Annotated in this window: 21 protein-coding genes; 16 read left to right on the top strand and 5 right to left on the bottom strand. The window is 65.0% G+C overall.

Features of this window, described 5'->3' with window-relative positions:
• Positions 1 to 18 precede the first annotated feature (18 nt).
• From ctaD to B9Z01_RS09550, 5 genes are all read left to right on the top strand, one after another.
• On the top strand, positions 19 to 1632 hold the full coding sequence (ctaD, locus tag B9Z01_RS09565; RefSeq protein ID WP_085482295.1) for a cytochrome c oxidase subunit I: 1614 nt from the start codon (positions 19 to 21) through the stop codon (positions 1630 to 1632).
• Between the two features lie 123 nt (positions 1633 to 1755).
• Entirely contained in the window at positions 1756 to 1893 is a 138-nt protein-coding gene (locus tag B9Z01_RS36140; protein WP_244195972.1) for a cytochrome oxidase small assembly protein, read from the top strand.
• 71 nt (positions 1894 to 1964) lie between these two features.
• The gene (locus B9Z01_RS09560; RefSeq protein ID WP_085482293.1) at positions 1965 to 2579 is read left to right on the top strand and encodes a cytochrome c oxidase assembly protein; all 615 of its coding nucleotides are present in this window, start codon (positions 1965 to 1967) and stop codon (positions 2577 to 2579) included.
• Positions 2580 to 2614: 35 nt separating this feature from the next.
• A complete protein-coding gene (locus B9Z01_RS09555; RefSeq protein WP_085482291.1) occupies positions 2615 to 2824 on the top strand; it encodes a DUF2970 domain-containing protein in 210 nt (69 codons plus the stop codon).
• Positions 2825 to 2991: 167 nt separating this feature from the next.
• Complete coding sequence (locus B9Z01_RS09550) at positions 2992 to 3849, top strand: cytochrome c oxidase subunit 3 (protein ID WP_085482289.1); 858 nt, start codon at positions 2992 to 2994, stop codon at positions 3847 to 3849.
• 320 nt (positions 3850 to 4169) lie between these two features.
• On the opposite strand, the gene B9Z01_RS09545 is transcribed toward B9Z01_RS09550, so the two are convergent.
• Positions 4170 to 4379 (bottom strand): twin transmembrane helix small protein, encoded by a 210-nt coding sequence (locus B9Z01_RS09545; protein WP_008921867.1) that lies wholly within the window; start codon positions 4377 to 4379, stop codon positions 4170 to 4172.
• A gap of 111 nt (positions 4380 to 4490) precedes the next feature.
• Here B9Z01_RS09545 and B9Z01_RS09540 point away from each other — a divergent pair, with 111 nt between their 5' ends.
• The 5 genes from B9Z01_RS09540 (at position 4491) to B9Z01_RS09520 (ending at position 8622) form a co-directional block, all read left to right on the top strand.
• Complete coding sequence (locus B9Z01_RS09540; protein WP_085482287.1) at positions 4491 to 5207, top strand: SURF1 family protein; 717 nt, start codon at positions 4491 to 4493, stop codon at positions 5205 to 5207.
• Between the two features lie 87 nt (positions 5208 to 5294).
• Positions 5295 to 5957: an SCO family protein gene (locus B9Z01_RS09535; protein ID WP_085482285.1), complete on the top strand. Its 663-nt coding sequence runs from the start codon at positions 5295 to 5297 to the stop codon at positions 5955 to 5957.
• Between the two features lie 22 nt (positions 5958 to 5979).
• Positions 5980 to 7089 (top strand): COX15/CtaA family protein, encoded by a 1110-nt coding sequence (locus B9Z01_RS09530; RefSeq protein WP_085482283.1) that lies wholly within the window; start codon positions 5980 to 5982, stop codon positions 7087 to 7089.
• Positions 7090 to 7094: 5 nt separating this feature from the next.
• Positions 7095 to 8000, top strand: coding sequence for a heme o synthase (cyoE, locus tag B9Z01_RS09525; RefSeq protein ID WP_085482281.1), 906 nt, complete (start codon positions 7095 to 7097; stop codon positions 7998 to 8000).
• Positions 8001 to 8004: 4 nt separating this feature from the next.
• A complete protein-coding gene (locus B9Z01_RS09520; protein WP_085482279.1) occupies positions 8005 to 8622 on the top strand; it encodes an SCO family protein in 618 nt (205 codons plus the stop codon).
• A 103-nt stretch (positions 8623 to 8725) separates the two neighbouring features.
• On the opposite strand, the gene B9Z01_RS09515 is transcribed toward B9Z01_RS09520, so the two are convergent.
• Positions 8726 to 9016 carry a YciI family protein gene (locus tag B9Z01_RS09515; RefSeq protein WP_085482277.1) on the bottom strand — a complete coding sequence of 97 codons (291 nt, stop codon included), beginning with the start codon at positions 9014 to 9016 and terminating at the stop codon, positions 8726 to 8728.
• A 342-nt stretch (positions 9017 to 9358) separates the two neighbouring features.
• Between B9Z01_RS09515 and B9Z01_RS09510 the strand changes: the two genes are divergently transcribed.
• The gene (locus B9Z01_RS09510; RefSeq protein ID WP_085482275.1) at positions 9359 to 10171 is read left to right on the top strand and encodes a MetQ/NlpA family ABC transporter substrate-binding protein; all 813 of its coding nucleotides are present in this window, start codon (positions 9359 to 9361) and stop codon (positions 10169 to 10171) included.
• A gap of 73 nt (positions 10172 to 10244) precedes the next feature.
• Here B9Z01_RS09510 and B9Z01_RS09505 read toward each other — a convergent pair whose 3' ends face one another.
• Positions 10245 to 11171 carry a bifunctional helix-turn-helix transcriptional regulator/GNAT family N-acetyltransferase gene (locus B9Z01_RS09505; RefSeq protein ID WP_085482273.1) on the bottom strand — a complete coding sequence of 309 codons (927 nt, stop codon included), beginning with the start codon at positions 11169 to 11171 and terminating at the stop codon, positions 10245 to 10247.
• 372 nt (positions 11172 to 11543) lie between these two features.
• Between B9Z01_RS09505 and B9Z01_RS09500 the strand changes: the two genes are divergently transcribed.
• The 5 genes from B9Z01_RS09500 to nagE all read left to right on the top strand — a co-directional run bounded on the left by B9Z01_RS09500 (position 11544) and on the right by nagE (position 19000).
• On the top strand, positions 11544 to 12278 hold the full coding sequence (locus B9Z01_RS09500) for a GntR family transcriptional regulator (RefSeq protein WP_085482271.1): 735 nt from the start codon (positions 11544 to 11546) through the stop codon (positions 12276 to 12278).
• A 106-nt stretch (positions 12279 to 12384) separates the two neighbouring features.
• Positions 12385 to 13488: an N-acetylglucosamine-6-phosphate deacetylase gene (nagA, locus tag B9Z01_RS09495; protein ID WP_085482269.1), complete on the top strand. Its 1104-nt coding sequence runs from the start codon at positions 12385 to 12387 to the stop codon at positions 13486 to 13488.
• Positions 13481 to 14488, top strand: a complete 1008-nt coding sequence (locus tag B9Z01_RS09490) for an SIS domain-containing protein (protein ID WP_085482267.1) — start codon at positions 13481 to 13483, stop codon at positions 14486 to 14488. The genes nagA and B9Z01_RS09490 overlap by 8 nt, the downstream gene beginning before the upstream one ends.
• A 38-nt stretch (positions 14489 to 14526) precedes the next feature.
• Positions 14527 to 17103 (top strand): phosphoenolpyruvate--protein phosphotransferase, encoded by a 2577-nt coding sequence (gene ptsP / locus B9Z01_RS09485; protein ID WP_085482265.1) that lies wholly within the window; start codon positions 14527 to 14529, stop codon positions 17101 to 17103.
• A gap of 97 nt (positions 17104 to 17200) precedes the next feature.
• Positions 17201 to 19000 carry an N-acetylglucosamine-specific PTS transporter subunit IIBC gene (gene nagE / locus B9Z01_RS09480; protein ID WP_085482263.1) on the top strand — a complete coding sequence of 600 codons (1800 nt, stop codon included), beginning with the start codon at positions 17201 to 17203 and terminating at the stop codon, positions 18998 to 19000.
• A 97-nt stretch (positions 19001 to 19097) separates the two neighbouring features.
• Here the strand turns inward: nagE and cydX are convergent, their stop codons facing one another.
• Both cydX and cydB read right to left on the bottom strand, forming a co-directional pair.
• Positions 19098 to 19238: a cytochrome bd-I oxidase subunit CydX gene (gene cydX / locus B9Z01_RS09475; RefSeq protein WP_085482261.1), complete on the bottom strand. Its 141-nt coding sequence runs from the start codon at positions 19236 to 19238 to the stop codon at positions 19098 to 19100.
• A gap of 44 nt (positions 19239 to 19282) precedes the next feature.
• The gene (gene cydB / locus B9Z01_RS09470) at positions 19283 to 20419 is read right to left on the bottom strand and encodes a cytochrome d ubiquinol oxidase subunit II (RefSeq protein WP_085482259.1); all 1137 of its coding nucleotides are present in this window, start codon (positions 20417 to 20419) and stop codon (positions 19283 to 19285) included.
• Positions 20420 to 20421 lie beyond the last annotated feature (2 nt).

Genomic DNA, 20421 nt, shown 5'->3' with positions numbered 1-20421 from the left:
TCGCTTTAGGAGATTGTCATGTCTAGCATCGGACACGATGTAGTCGCGGGCCACGAGCACGTGCACGGCGACCATGCCCACGAAACGCCGCACGGTTGGCGTCGTTGGCTGTTCGCAACCAATCACAAGGACATCGGTACGCTGTACCTGATCTTCTCGTTCACCATGTTCCTGTCCGGGGGCGTGATGGCGCTGATGATCCGTGCCGAGCTGTTCGAGCCTGGGCTGCAGATCATGCGTCCCGAGTTCTTCAACCAGTTGACCACCATGCACGGGCTGATCATGGTGTTCGGCGCGATCATGCCGGCGTTCGTCGGCTTCGCGAACTGGATGGTGCCGCTGCAGATCGGCGCATCGGACATGGCCTTCGCGCGCATGAACAACTTCAGCTTCTGGCTGCTGCCGGTGGCTGCCGTGCTGCTCGTGGGTTCGTTCTTCGCTCCTGGCGGCGCGACCGCCGCGGGCTGGACGCTCTACGCGCCGCTCTCCACGCAGATGGGCCCGGGCATGGACTTCGCGATTTTCGCGATCCACCTGATGGGCGCTTCGTCGATCATGGGCGGCATCAACATCGTCGTGACGATCCTGAACATGCGCGCACCCGGCCTCACGCTGATGAAGATGCCGATGTTCGTGTGGACGTGGCTCATCACCGCGTACCTGCTGATCGCCGTGATGCCGGTTCTGGCGGGGGCGATCACGATGGTGCTGTTCGACCGCCACTTCGGCACGTCGTTCTTCAATGCGGCGGGCGGCGGCGACCCGGTCATGTACCAGCACATCTTCTGGTTCTTCGGGCACCCCGAGGTGTACATCATGATCTTGCCGGCGTTCGGGATCGTGTCGCAGGTGATCCCGGCGTTCTCGCGCAAGCCGCTGTTCGGCTATAGCTCGATGGTGTACGCCACGTCGTCGATCGCGATCCTGTCGTTCATGGTCTGGGCGCACCACATGTTCGCAACGGGCATGCCGGTGACGGGTCAGCTGTTCTTCATGTACGCGACGATGCTGATCGCCGTGCCGACCGGCGTGAAGGTGTTCAACTGGGTTGCGACGATGTGGCGCGGTTCGCTCTCCTTCGAAACACCGATGCTGTTCGCGGTGGGCTTCCTGATCGTGTTCACGTTCGGCGGTCTGTCGGGTCTGATGCTCGCCATGGCGCCGCTCGACATCCAGTATCACGGCACCTATTTCGTGGTCGCGCATTTCCATTACGTGCTGGTGGCGGGTTCGCTATTCGCGCTGTTCTCCGGGTGGTACTACTGGTCACCGAAGTGGACCGGCTGGATGTACAACGAAACGCGCGGCAAGATTCACTTCTGGGCGTCGATGTTCTTCTTCAACCTCGCGTTCCTGCCGATGCACTTCGTCGGTCTCGCAGGCATGCCGCGTCGTTATGCGGACTACCCGGCGCAGTTCACCGACTGGAATCAGGTGATCTCGATCGGCGCATTCGGCTTCGGTCTGTCGCAGGTCTACTTCCTGTTCGCGGTGGCGCTGCCGGCCTATCGTGGCGGCGGTGAGCACGTGGAAGCGGGCGACAAGCCGTGGGACGGCGCAACGGGTCTCGAGTGGACCGTGCCGAGCCCGGCTCCGTTCCACACGTTCGAGCATCCGCCGACCGTCGAGTAAGCATTCTTTTGGCGAAGTGCCGGATTCCGGCGGCGCGACATGCCGCTCGCCCGAGTCCGGCGCCTCGAGAGGCAGCCACGAGGGCGGCCTTGTCAGTCACGAACAGCATTCAGAAAGTCGAGCATGACGCGCAATCCACAGGAAAGACGTACGCCGGAGCAGATTCGCGCGGGGAACAGGCGGATAGGGTTTGTGATGTTCACGATTGCGGCGTTGTTTTTCGCGAGCGTCATCGTCAAGCAGTGCTGGTTTAGTAGCTGACCGGTTTGGGTTGACGCAGACGCCACGGCCGCAACCGTTGAAGTCTGCTTGCAGGTTTGTTGAGGATTGAAATGTCGACGCAAACGCCGGCTCCGGCCGACCGCTCTTTCAACCGTTCGATGCTGGTCAAGCTGTGCGTCGTCGCCGTGATGATGTTCGGGTTCGGTTTCGCGCTGGTGCCGATGTATCGCGCGATCTGTCAGATCACCGGTATCAATAACCTCGTGCAGCGCGATGTCTCGGCGCGCGAAGCGAAGAACACGCAGGTCGACATGAGCCGCACGATTTCGATCGAATTCGATGCGAACGCGCGCGGCCCGCTGGGCTTCAAGCCGGAGCAGCGCAGTCTCGACGTGCATCCGGGCGAAGTGACGACGGTGATGTACGAAGTCAGCAACGAACAGGCGCGCTCGATTCGCGCGCAGGCCATTCCGAGCTACGCGCCGAAGCAGGCGACCGAGTACTTCAGGAAGATCGAGTGTTTCTGCTTCACGCAGCAGATGTTGAAAGCGAACGAAACGAAGCGGATGCCGGTGGTGTTCGTGGTAGACACGAAGTTGCCGAAGGACGTGAAAACGATCACGCTGTCGTATACGTTCTTCGAACTGGACACGCCGGCGGCGGCAAACGCGGACAGCGCGGCGCCCACGGCAAATACGGCGGCAAACTCCGCCAGACCGATCTGACGGCGTAAGCCGTTGACGAAGAAAGACGGGACGAGATGAGCGATAACGGCAGCAGTCCGCGCAAAAGCAGTTTCGGGCAATCGATGCGCGCTGTGTTCTGGTCGTTTTTCGGCGTGCGCAAGCGGCGCGATCTGGAAGCGGACGCCGCGCAGCTCAATCCGCTGCATGTGGTCGCGGCGGCGCTGATCGGTGCGGCGGTTTTTATCGGCGTGCTGATTCTCGTCGTGCGCGCCGTGGTGGGGTAGGGCGCGTGCTTGCGCAGGCAGCGCGGGAGCGGAACGAAGCGTGGCGAGCGTGGCAAAAGCGGGAGCAGCAGAGCCCACGAATTAGAGTGAAGCGGTGCGGTATCGACGCGCCGCCGAAGATACAGCCGGAGATTCCGGAACAACTGGACTGAAGTGGAGAATCAAGAATGAGCGGTCAAAACGAGAGCCCGTACTATTTCGTACCGCATCCGTCGCGGCATCCGATCAGCGCCGCTGCCGGGTTGCTGGTCATGCTCGGATCGCTTGCGGCCTGGATCAACGAACAGAGCTGGGCGCCGATCGGCGTCTTCGCGGGTTTGTTGTGGCTGCTCTTTACGCTTTGGCACTGGTTCGGCGACGCGATCGCCGAATCGGAAGGCGGTATGTACGGCAAGAACGTCGACCGCTCGTATCGCTGGAGCATGAGCTGGTTCATCTTCTCCGAAGTGATGTTCTTCGGCGCGTTTTTCGGCGCGCTCTTCTATGCCCGCGAAATTGCGCTGCATCAGCTCGGCAGCCTCGACTACAAGCTGATCTGGCCGGATTTCTCTGCGGTGTGGCCGAACAACGGTCCCGCGAATCTGGTGTCGACCTACAAGTCGATGCAGCCGTGGCCGGTGCCTACCATCAATACGGCGCTGCTGTTGTCTTCGGGCGCGACGCTGACGGTTTCGCACCATGCGCTGCGCGACAACCATCGCACGAAGGCGATCGCCTGGCTGGCCGCCACGCTCGTGCTGGGCGTGTGCTTCCTGTTCCTGCAGGGCTTCGAATATTTCCACGCGTATAACGAGCTGAATCTGACGCTGGCGTCGGGCATCTACGGTTCGACGTTCTTCCTGCTGACGGGCTTCCACGGCTTCCACGTGTTCCTCGGCGGCACGATGCTCGCTGTGGTGCTGGCGCGTCTGATCCGTGGTCACTTCACGGCTGAGCATCACTTCGCGTTCGAAGGCGCGGCCTGGTACTGGCACTTCGTGGACGTCGTGTGGCTCGGGCTGTACGTCGTCGTGTACTGGCTGTAACGCAGCCCGGCTCGCGCGCATCGGCTGGCCGGAACGCGCGCGCCGTTTGCGCAATGCCCTTCGGGCGGCGCGCACGAGCAGTATGCAAAGTATGTGCAGCGCCGCCCTCGACCTGTCGGGGCGGCGTTTTGTTTGGCGGCGCGGAAATTCGCTGCTGACGTTCGGGACGTGAGTGGTCTGAAGCCTGATGCATCAGGATCCGTGCCGCGGAGTCGATGCGCAAGATCGACGACCCGGATTTTGCGGACTGACGCAGCAGACGAGCAGCAGACGAGCCCCGGCAGACCAGCATCCAGCGCGCCGCTTTTAGCGCGCCAGACTCAGCGCCCGTAAGGAATTCCGGTCGACTGAATCCAGCCCATCCAGTGCGCGAACAGGATGAACAGGAACAACGAGATCGACAGGCCCACCCGCGTGGCGAGCGACCAGACCATCCGCTTGGTTTTGCCTTTGTCGTGCATCATGAAATACAGCGCCGACACCATGCTGGCGATGATTAGAGCAAAGGCGATGGGAACGATAATGTGCATGGAACCAACTGAAACCGGAAAGCGAAGTGGCAAGACGCTCATTATCGCACCGCGTGCGAGCATCTGCCGTGGGTTGCCGGTGACTCTCGATGCGATCACGGAGTGCGTGCGATGAAGTTTCGCCTGATTCCCGCGCTGCTGATCCTGCTGGTGGTCGTCGTGACGGTGCGGCTCGGTTTCTGGCAGCGCGACCGCGCGCATCAGAAGGAAGCGCTCGAGGCGCGCATCACGCAATTCGAGAACGCGCCCGCATCGCCGGTGAGCGCCGCGCCGGTTGCGCTGAAGGACGTCGAATTTCATCGCGTGAAGGCGCGCGGCAGTTTCGTCGCGGACAAGGTCGTGTACCTCGATAATCGTCCCTATAACGACCAGCCGGGCTTTTACGTCGTGATGCCTTTTAAACTGACCGACGGCGGCTACGTGCTGGTCAATCGCGGCTGGCTGCCGCGCAACATGAGCAACCGCGAGACCATCGCGCCGTATACCACGCCGCAAGGCGAGGTCGAGATCGAAGGGATTGCGCGGGCCGATGCGTCGCGCGCGTTCGAGTTGGGGCAGGGCGGCTCGGCCGCGCATCAGCGGATCCGGCAGAATCTCGATGTCGCCGCGTATGCCGCGGAAACGGGGCTGCCGCTGCAATCGTTCGTGATCCAGCAAATGAGCGACGACGGCGACAAACTGGTACGCGACTGGCCCGCGCCGACCACCGGTGTCGAGCGCAACTATGGCTACATGCTCCAGTGGTGGGGTATGGCCGCCGCGGCGCTCGCGTTCGGTTTGTATGCCGCGCGCCGTGCGGCGAGAAAAGAGCAGGTGCCGGGCGCGTGATGTGGTGCATGCGGTGGTGCATGTGCGAGCCGCCGCGCGCCAACAGCCCGGCAACCGCGAAATCATTGAAAGAGAAGAGGTTCTGTAGTGTCGACTCAAACTCCCCGTTCGCCGCAAGCCGGCAAACCCGCCACCGCGAAAGCGATCCCCGGCCAGCCCAACGGCACGGGCTCGTGGCGGCGCGGCCGCTGGATTCTGCTGCTGCTGGTGATCATCGGCGCGGCGCCGATCGCCGTGTCGTATTTCATGTACTACGTGGTCAAGCCCACCGGCGGCAGCACGAGCTATGGCACGCTGATCGAGCCGCAGCGGCCGATTCCCGGCTCGCTCGTGGTCACCGGCGAGGACGGCAAGCCAATCAAGCTCGCCTCGCTGCGCGGCCGCTGGCTCATGGTCTCGGTCGACAGCAGTGCGTGCGACAAAGCGTGCGTCACGAAGCTCTACTTCATGCGACAAATCCGCGCAGCCCAAGGCCCGGAACGTGAGCGCGTCGTAGAAGTGTGGCTGCGCACCGACGCAGACAAGGTCGCCGACGTGATACAAACCGCCTACCCCGACACCAACATGCTGATCGCCGACCCGGCACAGGTGGCCGCGTGGCTGCCCGTCGACGCCGGCACGCAGCTCAGCGACCATATCTTCATGGTCGATCCGAACGGCAACCTGATGATGCGTTTTCCGAAAGATCCGAACCCGAGCAAGATCAAGGGTGACGTGACCAAACTGCTCAAATGGTCGAGCATCGGCTGATGCCGCAACCAGGGTAAGAAAGATGTTCGTATTGCAACTGGCCCTGATCGGCTTGTGTATCGCGTTGTTGCCGCTGTCCTATGTGTGGGTCAAGGCCGACGACAACAAATTTCGCAAGCTGGTCTGGCTTACCACCTTCCTCACGCTCGATCTCGTGATGTTCGGCGGCTTCACGCGTCTCACCGATTCGGGCCTCGGCTGCCCGGACTGGCCGGGCTGCTATGGCACGTCGTCGCCGTTCATCGCGCATGCGGCGATTTCCGCCGCTTATCAGGCGATGCCGACCGGGCCCGTCAGCATGACCAAGGCGTGGATCGAAATGATCCACCGCTATTTCGCGATGGCGATCGGCGTGCTGATCATCGCGCAGACGGTCATTGCGTGGACCGCACGCATCAAGCGCCGTCCGCTGCATGTGTCGCCGTGGTGGCCGACCTCGCTGCTGCTGCTGATCGTGGTGCAGGGGGCATTCGGCGCATGGACCGTGACGATGAAGCTGCAACCGATCATCGTGACGACGCATCTGCTGCTCGGCCTCGCGCTGCTCGGCACGCTCGGCTGGCTCGCCGCGCGGCTCACTCCGCTGCCCGCCTACGAGCCCGAGGCCGCGCGCTGGCGCGCGGCGGCGCTCGCCGGTCTCGCGCTGCTGGTGCTGCAGATCGCGCTCGGCGGCTGGGTCAGCACGAACTACGCGGTGCTCGCGTGCACCGACTTCCCGACCTGCAACGGCCAATGGATTCCGCCGATGGACTTCGCGCACGGCTTCCACCTGTGGCGTGCGCTCGGCATGACCGGCGACGGCGACGTCATCACGCAGGACGCGCTCGTCGCGATTCACTGGACGCATCGCACGTTCGCGTTCGTCGTGATCGCCTATCTCGTGTGGTTCGCGCTGAAAATGCGCCGCTTCGAGTCGCTGCGGCGGCCCGCGAACGGCGTGCTGCTGGTGGTGCTGATCCAGTTCATCACGGGGCTGTCGAACATCGTGCTGCAGTGGCCGCTGCCGATTGCGGTCGCCCATAACGGCGGCGCCGCGATCCTGCTGCTGCTGCTCGTTATGTTAAACTTTCGGATCGCTTATAGCCGTCCCGGCCGCGCCGTGTTCCCTGCGCGCGATGCCGCGCCAGCGTGACTCACATGGACAGCACGACACTCTCCCAAACTCCCGGCAACCGGGTTTCCCAATACATCGCCCTGACGAAGCCGCGCGTCACGCAACTCGCCGTGTTCTGCGCCGTCATCGGCATGTTCCTGTCGACGCCCGGCATGGTCCCGTGGGCCGTGCTGATCGGCGGCACCGTCGGCATCTGGCTGCTCGCGGGCGCCGCGTTCGCAATCAACTGTCTCGTCGAGCAGCAGATCGACGCCAAGATGCGCCGCACCTCGTGGCGCCCGTCCGCGCGCGGCGAAATCACCACCGTGCAGATCCTGCTGTTCTCGGCCGTGCTCGGCGGCCTCGGCATGTGGACGCTCTACACGTTCGCCAATCCGCTGACCATGTGGCTCACGCTCGCCACCTTCGTCGGCTATGCGGTCATCTATACGCTGCTGCTGAAACCGGCCACGCCGCAGAACATCGTGATCGGCGGCGCCTCGGGCGCCATGCCGCCGGCGCTCGGCTGGGCCGCGGTCACGGGCCATGTGCCGGGCGATGCGTGGATTCTCGTGCTGATCATCTTCGTCTGGACGCCGCCGCATTTCTGGGCGCTCGCGCTGTATCGCCGTAAAGACTACGAAAACGCCGGTCTGCCGATGCTGCCGAACACGCACGGCGAGAAGTACACGCGCCTGCATATCCTGCTGTACACGGTGATCCTGTTCGCGGTCACGCTGATGCCGTTCATCTCCGGCATGAGCGGTGTCGTCTACCTTGGCGCGGCGGTGCTGCTCGGCGCCGTGTTTCTCGCCTATGCGTGGAAGATCTACCGGAAATATTCGGACGATCTCGCGCGCAGAACCTTCCGTTATTCGATCGTCTATCTGTCGCTGCTGTTTGCCGCGCTGCTGATCGATCACTACGCACGTGTCGTGATCGGCGCGTAACACCATGCTCAAGAACCGCTTTGCGCGCGTCGCGCGCGCCACTGTTATGGCTTGCGCGCTCGGCGGCGCGTTGCTCGCGGCAGGCTGCGGCAAGCAACCGCCGGCCTTCACGAATCTCGACATCACCGGCAACACGCAATTCGCCAGCGATTTCTCGCTGCCCGACACGTCCGGCAAGATCCGCACGCTCGCGGACTACAAGGGCAAGGTGGTGGTGCTGTTCTTCGGCTACACGCATTGCCCGGACGTCTGCCCGACGACGATGGCCGAACTGTCGCAGGCCTTGCAGCAACTCGGCCCGGAAGACGCGAAGCGCGTGCAGGTACTCTTCGTCACCGTCGATCCCGAGCGCGATACGCCGCAGTTGCTCGCGCAATACGTGCCTGCATTCAATCCGAGCTTCGTCGGCCTGCGCCCGGCCAGCGAGGAGCAGCTTGCCAAGCTCGCGAAGGACTTCCGCGTCTACTACGCGAAGGTGCCGGGCAAGACGCCCGACAGCTATACGATGGACCACACGGCCGCGAGCTATGTGTTCGATACGGACGGCAAGCTGCGTCTGTTCGCGCGCGATGGTCAGGGCGCGACGCCGTGGGTGCATGACATCAAGCTGCTGCTTGATTGAGGCGGGACCGCTGCGGTTTCCGCGACTGCGGCAACACGGTGCGCGATGTGATGTGCGCATGCACTCCTCACGCACCGGTTCGTGAATTTCCAGCCCGTTACGCTCAGGCCGGTATCGGCAAATTGAGCCCCGGCGCGAGACGTGTCGTTTTGAACTCCGTCACCTCGTAGCGCGCGAGCTTCTGCTCGGCGAACGGATCGCTTGCGAGAATCCGGTCCAGCCTGTCCCGCTCGATGCGCACCGCGAGGATGATGCCGCCGTCGCGCGGCACTTTCGGTCCGGCCGCGACGAACACGCCCGCGTCGAACTGTTTCGCGAGAAACGCGCGATGCGCGTCCAGCGCGTCGTCGATACGGTCGAGCGGGGCGGTGTAGATCAGGTTGATGACGTACATAAGGTTCTCACAGGCAATGGAATGGGCCGCTTCTGCTCGACTTACGTATTTGCAGGTATTCGCACGCATTCGCACTGGTTAGCGCGCTCGCGGCCACGGCCTTGAATTATCGGGCAGCCACCGGTTCGCCGCATACGTTTCACGCACTCCGCCCTCTCGCATTGGTTGCCTGGCCGGTGCACACCGCATAACCATATGCGATCAGGGTATTTTCCAACTTGCCGGGCATATGAGACCATTCGAGGTTTCGTCGGCGGCGCGCCCGCGCGAGTAGGCGCATCGCCCGTTTTTCATCCGGATCTGACACCGATCAGAGAATCGAACAGCAACAGCGAGAATCACATGCAGCGCAGAAACATCCTCAAAGCCCTCACCGCAGTCGTCGCCGGCGCGGCGCTCCTGACCAGCATCGGCGCCCACGCCGACGACAAGGTCATCAAGGTCGGCACGATCGGCGGCCCTGACGCGCAGATCTGGGAAGTCGTCACCAAGGTCGCGAAGCGTGAAGGCCTGAATGTGAAGGTCATCGAATTCAACGACTACATCCAGCCGAACGCCGCGCTCGACGCAGGCGACCTCGACGCGAACAGCTTCCAGCACCAGCCGTACCTCGATAGCCAGATCAAGCAGCGCGGCTACAAGCTCGTCAACGTGGGCCTCACGTACATCTCGCCGCTCGGCGTCTACTCGAAGAAGCTGAAGTCGCTGAAGGACCTGCCGCAGGGCGCGAAGGTCGGGGTGCCGAACGATCCGTCGAACGAGAACCGCGCGCTGCTGTTGCTGCAGGCGCAAGGCCTCATCAAGCTGAAGGACGGCGCGGCCACGGGCGGCAACAACGCCACGCCTCTCGACGTCGTCGAGAATCCGAAGAAGATCCGGTTCGTTCAACTCGACGCCGCGCTACTGCCGCGTTCGCTCTCGGACGTCGATGTCGCCGTCATCAATACGAACTTCGCGCTGGCCGCCGGCATGCAGCCGACCAGGGACGCGATCGCGCTGGAAGACATTCACAGCCCGTACGCGAACCTGATCGCGGTGCGTGCCAAGGACAAGGATCAGCCGTGGGTCAAGAAGCTGGTCGCGGCGTATCAGTCGGAAGAAGTGCGTCAGTTCATCAAGACGCAGTTCAAGGGTTCGATGGTTCCGTCGTTCTAAGCGACGCATCGGTTGCCTGACGAGGCGCGGCGCGACATCTGTTCGCGCCGCGCCTTTTCTTTTGCCGCAGCGCCTACAACGCCAGCTCCCATCTTTCGATCGTCAGATCGTGGCCGAAGCGGCTCGCCGCCGCGCTGCCGGCCATCCTGAACCCCACGCGCTCACATAGCCGTCGCGGTTCCGCGAACGTGCTCGCGGTGGTCAGCGTGAGTTTCGTGTAACCCGCGCGCCGCGCAAAGCGCACGCATTCGCCGAGCAACTGCGTGCCGATGCCGAGGTGCCGCACGTCCGGCTCGACCCACAGCAAACGCACGCCCGCCACCGTCGTCGATACGCCGACGATGCACACCGATCCGACCACCACGCCTTCCTGTTCGGCGACCCAGCATTTCTCGCGCAGCGGATCGTTGCGCTGCGCGTAATCGGCGACGACTCGCGCGAGCAGTCCCTCGAACGTCTGATCCCAACCGTATTGCGCGGCGAACCACTGCGCCTGCCGATGCACGAGCCAGCCGCATTCTCCCGCGCGCGGCTCGCGCAGCAGCACGAGTTCGTGTTTCGGCTTGTCGCCGAGCAGCCGCTCGATCAGCTTCATCGCGGCAATCAATTGCTCTTGCGAGAGGGCGGAGAGCTGGCCGAGCAAGGCCAGCGCCTCCTGCACGGCAGCGGCGTCAAACGGCGCGTAGGTCGCGTGGCCGTGCTCGGTGAGCGCGATCAGCGACTGGCGCGCGTCCGTGTCCGATGGGCGGCGCGCGATCAGGTCGCGGCGCTCGAAGCTGGTCAGCAGGCGACTCAGGTAGCCGCTGTCGAGACCCAGCGCACGGCCCAGCACGGACGCGGTCTGCGCCCGCCCGCGGGAAAGCTCGTGCAGCACGCGCACCTCGGTCAGCGAGAACTCGCTTTTCGCCAGATGCTCATGCAAAGCGCCAATGCATTGGGTATAGAAGCGGTTGAAATGGCGGACGGCCTGAGCGCGCCGCAGCGCCTCGGAATCTGTCAAGTGCGGCTCCCCGGAGACTTTTTTGGGATTGGTACGCAGCACTATATTGGAACGCCTCCGGTGAGCAAAGCCGCTGTGCCGACGGTGGATCGAAACTGGTATTAAAGAGGTATCGATCAGACGGTCTTTTCGAGCCCGGCGAAAGCCGTTTAAGCGTCTGCTGGTATCGTTCCGGTAGCCCCAATGCGGGTAAGTCCTGGTCCTTGAATTCCCCCCGGCAGACCCCGCCAAACTGCCTCTGATCCTTATCTGGCAAGGGTTTTCGCCTGTCTATACCAGCATGGAACCACTCGATTGACTGGTATTATGTTGGTTATATAATGGGCTCTAAATTTTCCGGGCCGTGCTGCTCGCGGCGTCCCCTGGAGCCCCATGGAAACTCGCTGGTCCGCATTGATGCCTGACGTGCGCAACGTCACGCCGCTCTACCTGCAGCTCGCGCGCAACCTGGCGACGGCGATCCATTGCGGCGTCTGGTCGGCCGGCGAGGCGCTGCCGTCGGAGCGCTCGCTGTCCGACGCGATCGGCGTGTCGCGCATCACTGCGCGCAAGGCGATCGAGTTGCTGGTCGAGCAGGGCTTGATCCGGCGCTCGCGCGGCGCGGGCAGCTTCATCACGCCGCGCGTCGAAGATCCGCTTTCGCGCCTCACCGGCTTCACGAAGAAGATGCAGCAGCGTGGCTTCCGGCCCGATTCGGTGTGGCTCGAGCGCGATGTGCGCGCCGCCAACCGCGACGAGCTGCTGCACCTCGGCCTGTCGCCCGGTGCGGCGGTCGCGAGCCTGCGGCGGCTGCGGCGCGCGGACGGCATCGTGATGGCGGTCGAGCATTCGGCGTTGCCGGTCGCGATCGTGCCCGATCCGCTCGCAATCGGCGATTCGCTCTACAGCTATCTCGAGCAGCGCGGCGCGTCGGTCGTGCGCGCGTTGCAGCACTTCCGCGCGGTCAACGCGTCGAGCGAGATCTCCGCATTGATGGACATCGAACCGCGCACGGCGCTGCTGGTCATTACCCGTATCGGCTATAGCGCCGACCAGCGCGCGATCGAGCTGACCGACACCTATTGCCGCGACGACTACTACGACTTCGTCGCTGAATTGCGCACCTGAATGCGCACCTGAGTCAGGCACCTGAACGGCGCGGCCAGAGCAGGCCGCGAGCCTGACGGGCGCGAATTTGCCGCACACGTACACGTATCACGCACCAGAGAGACTCATGCTGACCGGAAACATACTCACCACCGATGGGTGGATCCACGGCACGCTCGAATACGAAAACGGCCGTATCACGGCACTGACCGGCGAGCGCGTCGATCCGTCGACGAACGACGCGCCGTACATCCTGCCCGGCTTCATCGATCTGCACGTGCACGGCGGCGGCGGCGCCGACGTGATGGAAGCCGGCGACGCGATCGAAACGATCACGCGCACGCATGCGGGCTACGGCACGACGAGCCTGCTCGCCACGACGATGACCGCGCCGCGCGACGAGCTGATGAGCGTGGTCGCCGGGCTCGGCAACGTCGCGCGGGTGCGCACGCCGGGTTGCGCGCGAGTGCTCGGCGTGCATCTGGAAGGGCCGTACATCAACCCCGGCAAGCTCGGCGCGCAGCCGGACGCGGCGGTCTCGGCGGTGATGGACGAGGTGCTCAAGTATCTGTCGATCGCGCCGATCCGTGTCGTCACGCTTGCGCCCGAGATCGCTGGCCATATGGAGATCATCTCGGAGATGGCGGCGCGCGGCGTGCGCGTGCAGCTCGGCCATTCGCTCGGCACCTACGACGACGCGGTCGCTGCGCTCAAGCACGGCGCGTGCGGCTTCACCCATCTGTTCAACGCGATGTCGCCGCTGCATCACCGCAACCCGGGGCTCGTCGGCGCGGCGCTCGCGCATGCCGAATACGCCGAAATCATTCCCGACCTGCTGCACGTCCATCCGGGCGCGATTCGCGCCGCGCTGCGCGCGATTCCGCGCCTGTACGTGGTCACGGACAGCACCTCGGCCACCGGCATGCCCGACGGCGAATACCGCCTCGGCAGCCAGCATGTGACCAAGTGCCTCGGCGGCGTGCGTCTTGCCGACGGCACGCTCGCGGGCAGCACGCTAACGATGGATCAGGCGCTGCGCAATCTTGTCTCGATCGGCTTGCCGATCGCCGATGTATCACACCGTTTGTCGCGCTACGCCGCCGACTATCTCGGCATCGAGGACCGCGGCCGTATCGCGCGCGGCGCGTGGGCCGACATGGTCGTGTTCGATCGCGAGCTGGCGCTGAGTGCGACTTATGTCGAAGGAGAAGCCATTGTCGAATATGCTTAAAGAAGCGCTCGCGTCCGCGGGAACGGTCGCCGAGCAGCTCAAGGACACCTCGCGCGTCGCGGCGCTCGCCGCGAAGCTCGCGCAACAGCCGCGTCACGTCGCATTGACGGTCGCGCGCGGCAGTTCCGACCACGCAGCAAGTTACTTCGCATCACTGACGATGAGCCGCCTCGGCGTGCCGGTCGCGTCGCTGCCGATGTCGGTCGCGACGTTGCAGCAGGCGCCGCTGCAGGTGCGCGGCCAGCTCGCGCTCGCGTTTTCGCAATCGGGCAAGAGCCCCGATCTGGTCGGCACGATGAACGCCTTGCGCGCGGCCGGTGCGTTGACGGTCGCCGCGGTCAATGCGCCGAGCTCGCCGCTCGCCGACGCGTGCGAATGGCATCTGCCGCTCGTCGCCGGCCCTGAGTTGAGCGTTGCCGCGACCAAGAGCTATATCGCGATGCTGTCGATTTCCGCGCAACTGGTCGCGCATTGGCAGAACGACGCCGAACTGCTCGGCGCCCTCTCCACGCTTCCCGATGCGCTGGAACGCGCGGGCCGGCTCGACTGGTCGATGGCCGTGAACGAACTGCGCGGTATCGAGCGGATGATCGTGATCGGCCGCGGCCTTGGCCTCGCGATCGCCCAGGAAGCCGCGTTGAAGCTGAAGGAAACTTCCGGCATTCAGGCTGAAGCGTTTTCGAGCGCGGAAGTGCGTCATGGTCCGATGGAGCTGATCGACCGCGACTATCCGCTGCTCGTATTCGCGCCGCGCGGACCGGAGCAGGCGGGCCTCCTGCAACTCGCGCACGACATGCGCGCGCGCGGCGCGCGCGTGCTGCTCGCCGCGCCGGACGACGTGGCGGACGCTTCGCTGCCGCTTGCTTCCACCGCTCACGCGGCGCTCGATCCGATCGCCGCCATCCTGTCCTTTTACGTGATGGCCGCGGATCTCGCCGCCGCGCGCGGGCGCAATCCCGATGCGCCGCGCCATCTCAACAAAGTCACCGAAACTCACTGACGAGAACGCAGATGCGACGTGTCGAGAAGTCTAGCCTGATGAGCCATTCCATAGATCACATTGTTTTGCTCGCACCGCTGACCGGTCCGGTCGTGCCGCTCGCGAACGTGCCGGACCCGGTGTTTTCGGGCGGCATGTTCGGCGACGGCATCGGCATCGATCCGCTCGAGGGGCGCCTCGTCGCACCGTGCGACGGCGTCGTCACCCATCTCGCGCGCACCGGCCATGCGGTCACGCTCGCGAGCGCGGAAGGCGCCGAGATTCTGCTGCATATCGGCATCGACACGGTCGGGCTGAACGGCAAGGGTTTCGCGCCGATGGTCGAGCAGGGCGCGCAGGTGCGCGCCGGCGACGTGCTGATCGAGTTCGATCAGGATCAGATCGCGCTCAATGCGCCGAGCCTCATCTCGGTGATCGCGATTGCCAATTCGGATGCGTTCGAGGTGATCGAGCGCGCGCCGGCCGGCCAGGTGAAGGCAGGCGAAACGCCGCTGCTCGTGCTGCGCGCACGCGACGGCGTGAACACCGATGCCGTGCGCGAGGCGAGCGCCGCGCAAATCGCGGACGAAGCGCGCCGCCAGATCACGCTGACTCACGCGGGCGGCCTGCATGCGCGGCCTGCCGCGCGGGCGCGCGAAGCGGCGCGTGGTTTTGACGCGCGCGTCGAGGTGCGCTACGAAGGCCGCAAGGCGGCGATCGAAAGCGTGGTCGGTCTGCTCGGCCTCGGGGCTGGCGAAGGCGCGACGGTCGAACTGCTCGGCGTCGGCCCGCAAGCACAAGCGGCGGTCGATGCCGTCGCTCACGAGCTGACGCGCGAAGCGCACGGCGAAGTCGAACAGAAGCCGGCGCGCCAGGCCGCGACGGCACCGGCCGCACCGGCGGCCGCGGCCGCGTTTGCGGGAAGCGAGCCGCTTGCGCCGAATACGCTCGCGGGCGTGTGTGCGTCGCCGGGCGTCGCGGTCGGCAAGCTCGTGCGCTGGGACGACGCGGACCTCGATCCGCCGGAACAGGCGAGCGGCACCTCGGCGGCGGAAAGCCGTCTGCTCGACAAGGCGATCGCGAGCGTCGACGCCGATCTCGACACGACCGTGCGCGATGCGTCGCAACGCGGCGCGGTCGGCGAAGCGGGGATTTTCGCGGTGCATCGCGTGCTGCTCGAAGATCCGACGCTGCTCGACGCGGCGCGTGATCTGATCAGCCTCGGCAAGAGCGCGGGATTTGCGTGGCGCGACGCGATCCGCGCACAGATCGCAATCCTGAGCAAGGTCGAAGACGCGCTGCTCGCGGAGCGTGCCGCCGATCTGCGCGACATCGAAAAGCGCGTGCTGCGCACGCTCGGCTACACGAGCGCGGCAGCGCGCACGCTGCCGGACGAAGCGGTGCTCGCGGCGGACGAATTCACGCCGTCGGATCTGTCGTCGCTCGATCGCACGCGAGTCACCGCGCTCGTGATGGCGCGCGGCGGCGCGACCTCGCACGCGGCGATTCTCGCGCGCCAGGCCGGCATTCCCGCGCTCGTCGCGATCGGCGACACGCTGCATGCGATTCCGGAGGGCACCGAGGTGGTCGTGAACGCGAGCACGGGCCGGCTCGAATTCGCGCCGACCGAGCTCGACGTCGAGCGCGCGCGCCGCGAGCGCAGCCGCCTCGCCGACGTGCGCGAAGCGAATCGCCGCACGTCGCAGCAGGCGGCGGTCACGTCCGATGGACGCGCGATCGAAGTGGCCGCCAACATCGCGACGCTCGATGACGCGAAGGCCGCGGCCGACAACGGCGCCGACGCGGTCGGCCTGTTGCGCACCGAGCTGCTGTTTATTCACCGCCCTGCCGCGCCGAACCCGGACGAGCATCGCCAGAGCTACCAGGCGATCGTCGACGCACTGGGCGGCCGCACCGCGATCATTCGCACGCTCGATGTCGGCGCGGACAAGGAAGTCGACTACCTGACGCTGCCGCCCGAGCCGAACCCCGCGCTCGGCCTGCGCGGCGTGCGTCTCGCCCAGGTGCGCCCCGATCTGCTCGACGATCAGCTGCGCGGCCTGCTCGCGGTGCGGCCGGTCGGTGCCGTGCGCATCCTGCTGCCGATGGTCACCGATGCGGGCGAACTCATCCGTATCCGTAAGCGGATCGATGAACTCGCCCGCGAAGCGAGCCGCACGGAGCCGGTCGAAGTGGGCGTGATGATCGAAGTGCCGTCGGCGGCATTGCTCGCCGATCAACTCGCGCAACACGCGGATTTCCTCTCGATCGGCACCAACGATCTGACGCAATACACGCTCGCGATGGATCGCTGCCAGCCCGATCTCGCCGCGCAGGCCGACGGTCTGCATCCGGCCGTGCTGCGCCTGGTCGCGGCCACCGTGCAGGGCGCGCAAAAACACGGCAAATGGGTCGGCGTATGCGGCGCGCTCGCGGGCGATCCGCTTGCGATGCCGCTGCTCGTCGGCCTCGGCGTGACCGAGCTGTCGGTGGACCCGGTGTCGGTGCCGGGCATCAAGGCGCGCGTGCGCACGCTCGACTACCAGCTGTGCCGTCAGCGGGCCCAGGATGCGCTCGCGCTCGAATCGGCGCAGGCGGTCCGGGCGGCGAGCCGCGAAACCTGGCCGCTCGACTGAACCTCTCCGGGGGACGGGCTTTTCCGAGCCCGATCCCCGCATATCGCTACAGAACCCAACCACAACGTCCAACTACGAGACAGGACAGGAGATATCAATGGATGGAAATCCGTTTCTGAAGATTCAGCGCCTGGGACGCGCGCTGATGCTGCCGATCGCGGTGCTGCCGGTCGCCGGCTTGCTGCTGCGGCTCGGCCAGCCCGATGTGTTCAACATCAAGATGATCGCCGACGCCGGCGGCGCGATCTTCGACAACCTGCCGCTGCTGTTCGCGATCGGCGTGGCGGTCGGTTTCGCGAAAGACAACAACGGCGTGGCGGGGCTCGCGGGTGCGATCGGCTATCTGGTCCAGATCGCGGTGATGAAGGACATCAACGACAAGCTCAACATGGGCGTGCTGTCGGGGATCGTGGCGGGTATCGTCGCGGGCTTGCTGTACAACCGCTACAAGGACATCAAGCTGCCCGATTACCTTGCGTTCTTCGGCGGCAAACGCTTCGTGCCGATCGTCACGGGGGTGGTCTGTCTGATATTGGGCATCGTGTTCGGCTATGTGTGGCAGCCGGTGCAGAATGCGATCGATACGGCCGGCCACTGGCTGACCACGGCGGGCGCGCTCGGTGCATTCGTGTTCGGCGTGCTGAACCGGCTGCTCCTCGTCACGGGCCTGCATCACATCCTCAATTCGCTCACATGGTTCGTGTTCGGCACGTTCACGCCGGCAGGCGGCACGCCGGTCACGGGCGACCTGCACCGCTTCTTCGCGGGCGATCCGACCGCGGGCACCTTCATGACGGGCTTCTTCCCGGTGATGATGTTCGGCCTGCCGGCCGCGTGTCTCGCGATGTATCACGAGGCGCCGAAGGAACGTCGCGCGATGGTGTTCGGCCTGCTGGCCTCGATGGCGCTCACGTCGTTCCTGACCGGCGTGACCGAGCCGATCGAATTCAGCTTCATGTTCCTCGCGCCCGTACTCTACGCGATCCACGCGCTGCTGACGGGGCTGTCGCTCGCGATCTGCTCGGCGCTCGGCATTCACCTCGGCTTCACGTTCTCGGCGGGCTTCATCGACTACGTGCTGAACTTCGGCCTGTCGACCAAGGGCTGGTGGGCGATTCCGATCGGCATCGTGTACTCGGTGCTGTATTACGGGCTGTTCCGCTTCTTCATCCGCAAGTTCAACATGGCGACGCCGGGCCGCGAACCTGCTGCCGCTGACGAGCAGGTCGATTCGTTCACGGCCGGCGGCTTCGTTGCGCCGGCGGCCGGTGCAGCCGTGCCGCGCGCGCAGCGTTATATCGCGGCGCTCGGCGGCGCGGCGAATCTGTCGGTCGTGGATGCGTGCACGACGCGTCTGCGTCTGTCGGTGGTCAATGCGGACAAGGTCTCCGAGAGCGAGCTGAAGACGATCGGCGCGCGCGGCGTGCTCAAGCGCGGCGCGACCAACGTGCAGGTCATCATTGGGCCGGAAGCGGACATCATCGCCGATGAAATCCGTACGGTGATCGCGCAGGGGGGCGGCGTGGCGAGCGCGGCTGAGGTTGCGCCGGCTGCTGCTGCTGCTGCTGCGCCGGCCGTCGCCGCGCAGAACGCTCAGGCCGCTCAGCACGCGCAAGGCGGTCCGCTCGATCCCGATCCGCTGCGCTGGCTCGCCGTGTTCGGCGGCGCGGGCAACGTGGTGTCGCTCGATGCGGTGGCGGCGACGCGTCTGCGTATCGTCGTGCGCGATCCGTCGGCGGTCGATCGTCAGCGCCTCGCTTCGCTCGATACGGCGTGGGTCGCCGCCGACACGTTTCATATCGTCGTCGGCGAGGCTGCGCAGCGTTACGCGCAGAAGCTCGCGACGCGTCTGTCGCAAAGCGGCGGCAGCGCGGGTGCGGAGCCGGTGCCGGCGTGATTCGCGGCGATCAGCAGTGAAAAAAAGCGGCACCTTGTTTTCAAGGTGCCGCTTTCGCGTTGGCGAACGGACCAGCATTCAGCCGACCCACAGCGCTTTAGCGCGCAGTGCGCTTTACCGGCTGCAACGCCTCGCGCGATTTATCGCGCGAATTATGGTGCGACTCGAGCCACATCACATTGACGATGCCAAACGCCAACGCGACGCCAATGCCGAGCATCCAGCTGAAATACCACATCACACACTCCTGTTTCCTGTTGATCCTGTTAAGCGTCGTGCCGCTCAATACATCGAGTGGTTGTTTTCCTTGATTGCCGCGGCGGTCACCTTGCCGCGCATCACGCGATACACCCAGCTCGTATAGAGCAGGATGAGCGGCAGGAACACGATCACGGCGAACAGCATGATCTCGAGCGTCATGCGGCTCGAGGTCGAGTCCCACATGGTCAGGCTGCTGCGGCCGTCGAGCGAGGAGGGCATGATGAACGGGAACATCGAGAAGCCCGCGGTCAGGATCACGCCGACGACCATCAGCGAGGTCGACAGGAACGCGCTCGCCTCGAAGCGCGAGCGTGCGAGCAGCACCGCGAGGATGCCGCCGACGAGACCGGCCACCGGCCCGAGCACCATCCACGGATAGAGCGCGTAATTGGTGAGCCACAGGCCCGGCGCACCGATCACGGTTTTCAGCAGCGGATTGGAGACCGCGTCGAGCGGCGGCGCGTCGACGATCTGATAGCCGCCGATCATCGTCGCGACGAGCGCACCCGCTATCAGGAACAGCACGACCGCGCAGAGCGCCGCGAGCCGCAGCGCCTTCGACGCGCGCTCGTGGACCACTCCATCGGACTTCCACTTCACGAACGCGGCGCCGTGCGCGGTGAGCATCGACACGCTGACGAGACCCGTCAGCAGCGCGAACGGATTGAGCAGACCGAAGAAGCTGCCGTGATAGGTGACGCGCAGGTCGTTGTCGAACGAGAACGGCACGCCTTGCAGCAGGTTGCCGAACGCGACGCCGAACACGAGCGCCGGCACGAGCCCGCCAATGAAAAGCCCCCAGTCCCACGCATTGCGCCAGCGCGGATCTTCGCGCTTGCCGCGATAGTCGAAGCCGACCGGCCGGAAAAACAGCGCGAACAGCACCAGCAGCATCGCGAAGTAGAAGCCGGAAAATGACGCGGCATAGGCGAGCGGCCACGCGGCGAACATCGCGCCGCCCGCGGTGACGAGCCAGACCTGATTGCCTTCCCACGTCGCGCCGACCGTGTTCACGACGATGCGGCGCTCGGCATCGGTCTTGGCGATGAACGGCAGCAGGATCGCCGCGCCCATGTCGAAGCCGTCGGTGAGCGCGAAGCCGATCAGCAGTACGCCTATCAATACCCACCAGATCAGTCTGAGAGTTGCGTAATCCATGG

Origin of the sequence: Paraburkholderia susongensis (assembly GCF_900177725.1) — a bacterium.
GTDB classification, from domain to species: Bacteria; Pseudomonadota; Gammaproteobacteria; order Burkholderiales; family Burkholderiaceae; genus Paraburkholderia; species Paraburkholderia susongensis.
The sequence above is the reverse complement of the archived record's forward strand: the minus strand, read 5'-3'. Positions and strand labels throughout refer to the sequence as shown.

Bases quoted from the DNA above. Each gene is read 5' to 3' on its own strand.
- ctaD (WP_085482295.1), top strand. From the start codon at position 19: ATGTCTAGCATCGGACACGATGTAGTCGCGGGCCACGAGCACGTGCAC.
- B9Z01_RS36140 (WP_244195972.1), top strand. From the start codon at position 1,756: ATGACGCGCAATCCACAGGAAAGACGTACGCCGGAGCAGATTCGCGCG.
- B9Z01_RS09560 (WP_085482293.1), top strand. From the start codon at position 1,965: ATGTCGACGCAAACGCCGGCTCCGGCCGACCGCTCTTTCAACCGTTCG.
- B9Z01_RS09555 (WP_085482291.1), top strand. From the start codon at position 2,615: ATGAGCGATAACGGCAGCAGTCCGCGCAAAAGCAGTTTCGGGCAATCG.
- B9Z01_RS09550 (WP_085482289.1), top strand. From the start codon at position 2,992: ATGAGCGGTCAAAACGAGAGCCCGTACTATTTCGTACCGCATCCGTCG.
- B9Z01_RS09545 (WP_008921867.1), bottom strand. From the start codon at position 4,379: ATGCACATTATCGTTCCCATCGCCTTTGCTCTAATCATCGCCAGCATG.
- B9Z01_RS09540 (WP_085482287.1), top strand. From the start codon at position 4,491: ATGAAGTTTCGCCTGATTCCCGCGCTGCTGATCCTGCTGGTGGTCGTC.
- B9Z01_RS09530 (WP_085482283.1), top strand. From the start codon at position 5,980: ATGTTCGTATTGCAACTGGCCCTGATCGGCTTGTGTATCGCGTTGTTG.
- cyoE (WP_085482281.1), top strand. From the start codon at position 7,095: ATGGACAGCACGACACTCTCCCAAACTCCCGGCAACCGGGTTTCCCAA.
- B9Z01_RS09520 (WP_085482279.1), top strand. From the start codon at position 8,005: ATGCTCAAGAACCGCTTTGCGCGCGTCGCGCGCGCCACTGTTATGGCT.
- B9Z01_RS09515 (WP_085482277.1), bottom strand. From the start codon at position 9,016: ATGTACGTCATCAACCTGATCTACACCGCCCCGCTCGACCGTATCGAC.
- B9Z01_RS09510 (WP_085482275.1), top strand. From the start codon at position 9,359: ATGCAGCGCAGAAACATCCTCAAAGCCCTCACCGCAGTCGTCGCCGGC.
- B9Z01_RS09500 (WP_085482271.1), top strand. From the start codon at position 11,544: ATGGAAACTCGCTGGTCCGCATTGATGCCTGACGTGCGCAACGTCACG.
- nagA (WP_085482269.1), top strand. From the start codon at position 12,385: ATGCTGACCGGAAACATACTCACCACCGATGGGTGGATCCACGGCACG.
- B9Z01_RS09490 (WP_085482267.1), top strand. From the start codon at position 13,481: ATGCTTAAAGAAGCGCTCGCGTCCGCGGGAACGGTCGCCGAGCAGCTC.
- ptsP (WP_085482265.1), top strand. From the start codon at position 14,527: ATGAGCCATTCCATAGATCACATTGTTTTGCTCGCACCGCTGACCGGT.
- nagE (WP_085482263.1), top strand. From the start codon at position 17,201: ATGGATGGAAATCCGTTTCTGAAGATTCAGCGCCTGGGACGCGCGCTG.
- cydX (WP_085482261.1), bottom strand. From the start codon at position 19,238: ATGTGGTATTTCAGCTGGATGCTCGGCATTGGCGTCGCGTTGGCGTTT.
- cydB (WP_085482259.1), bottom strand. From the start codon at position 20,419: ATGGATTACGCAACTCTCAGACTGATCTGGTGGGTATTGATAGGCGTA.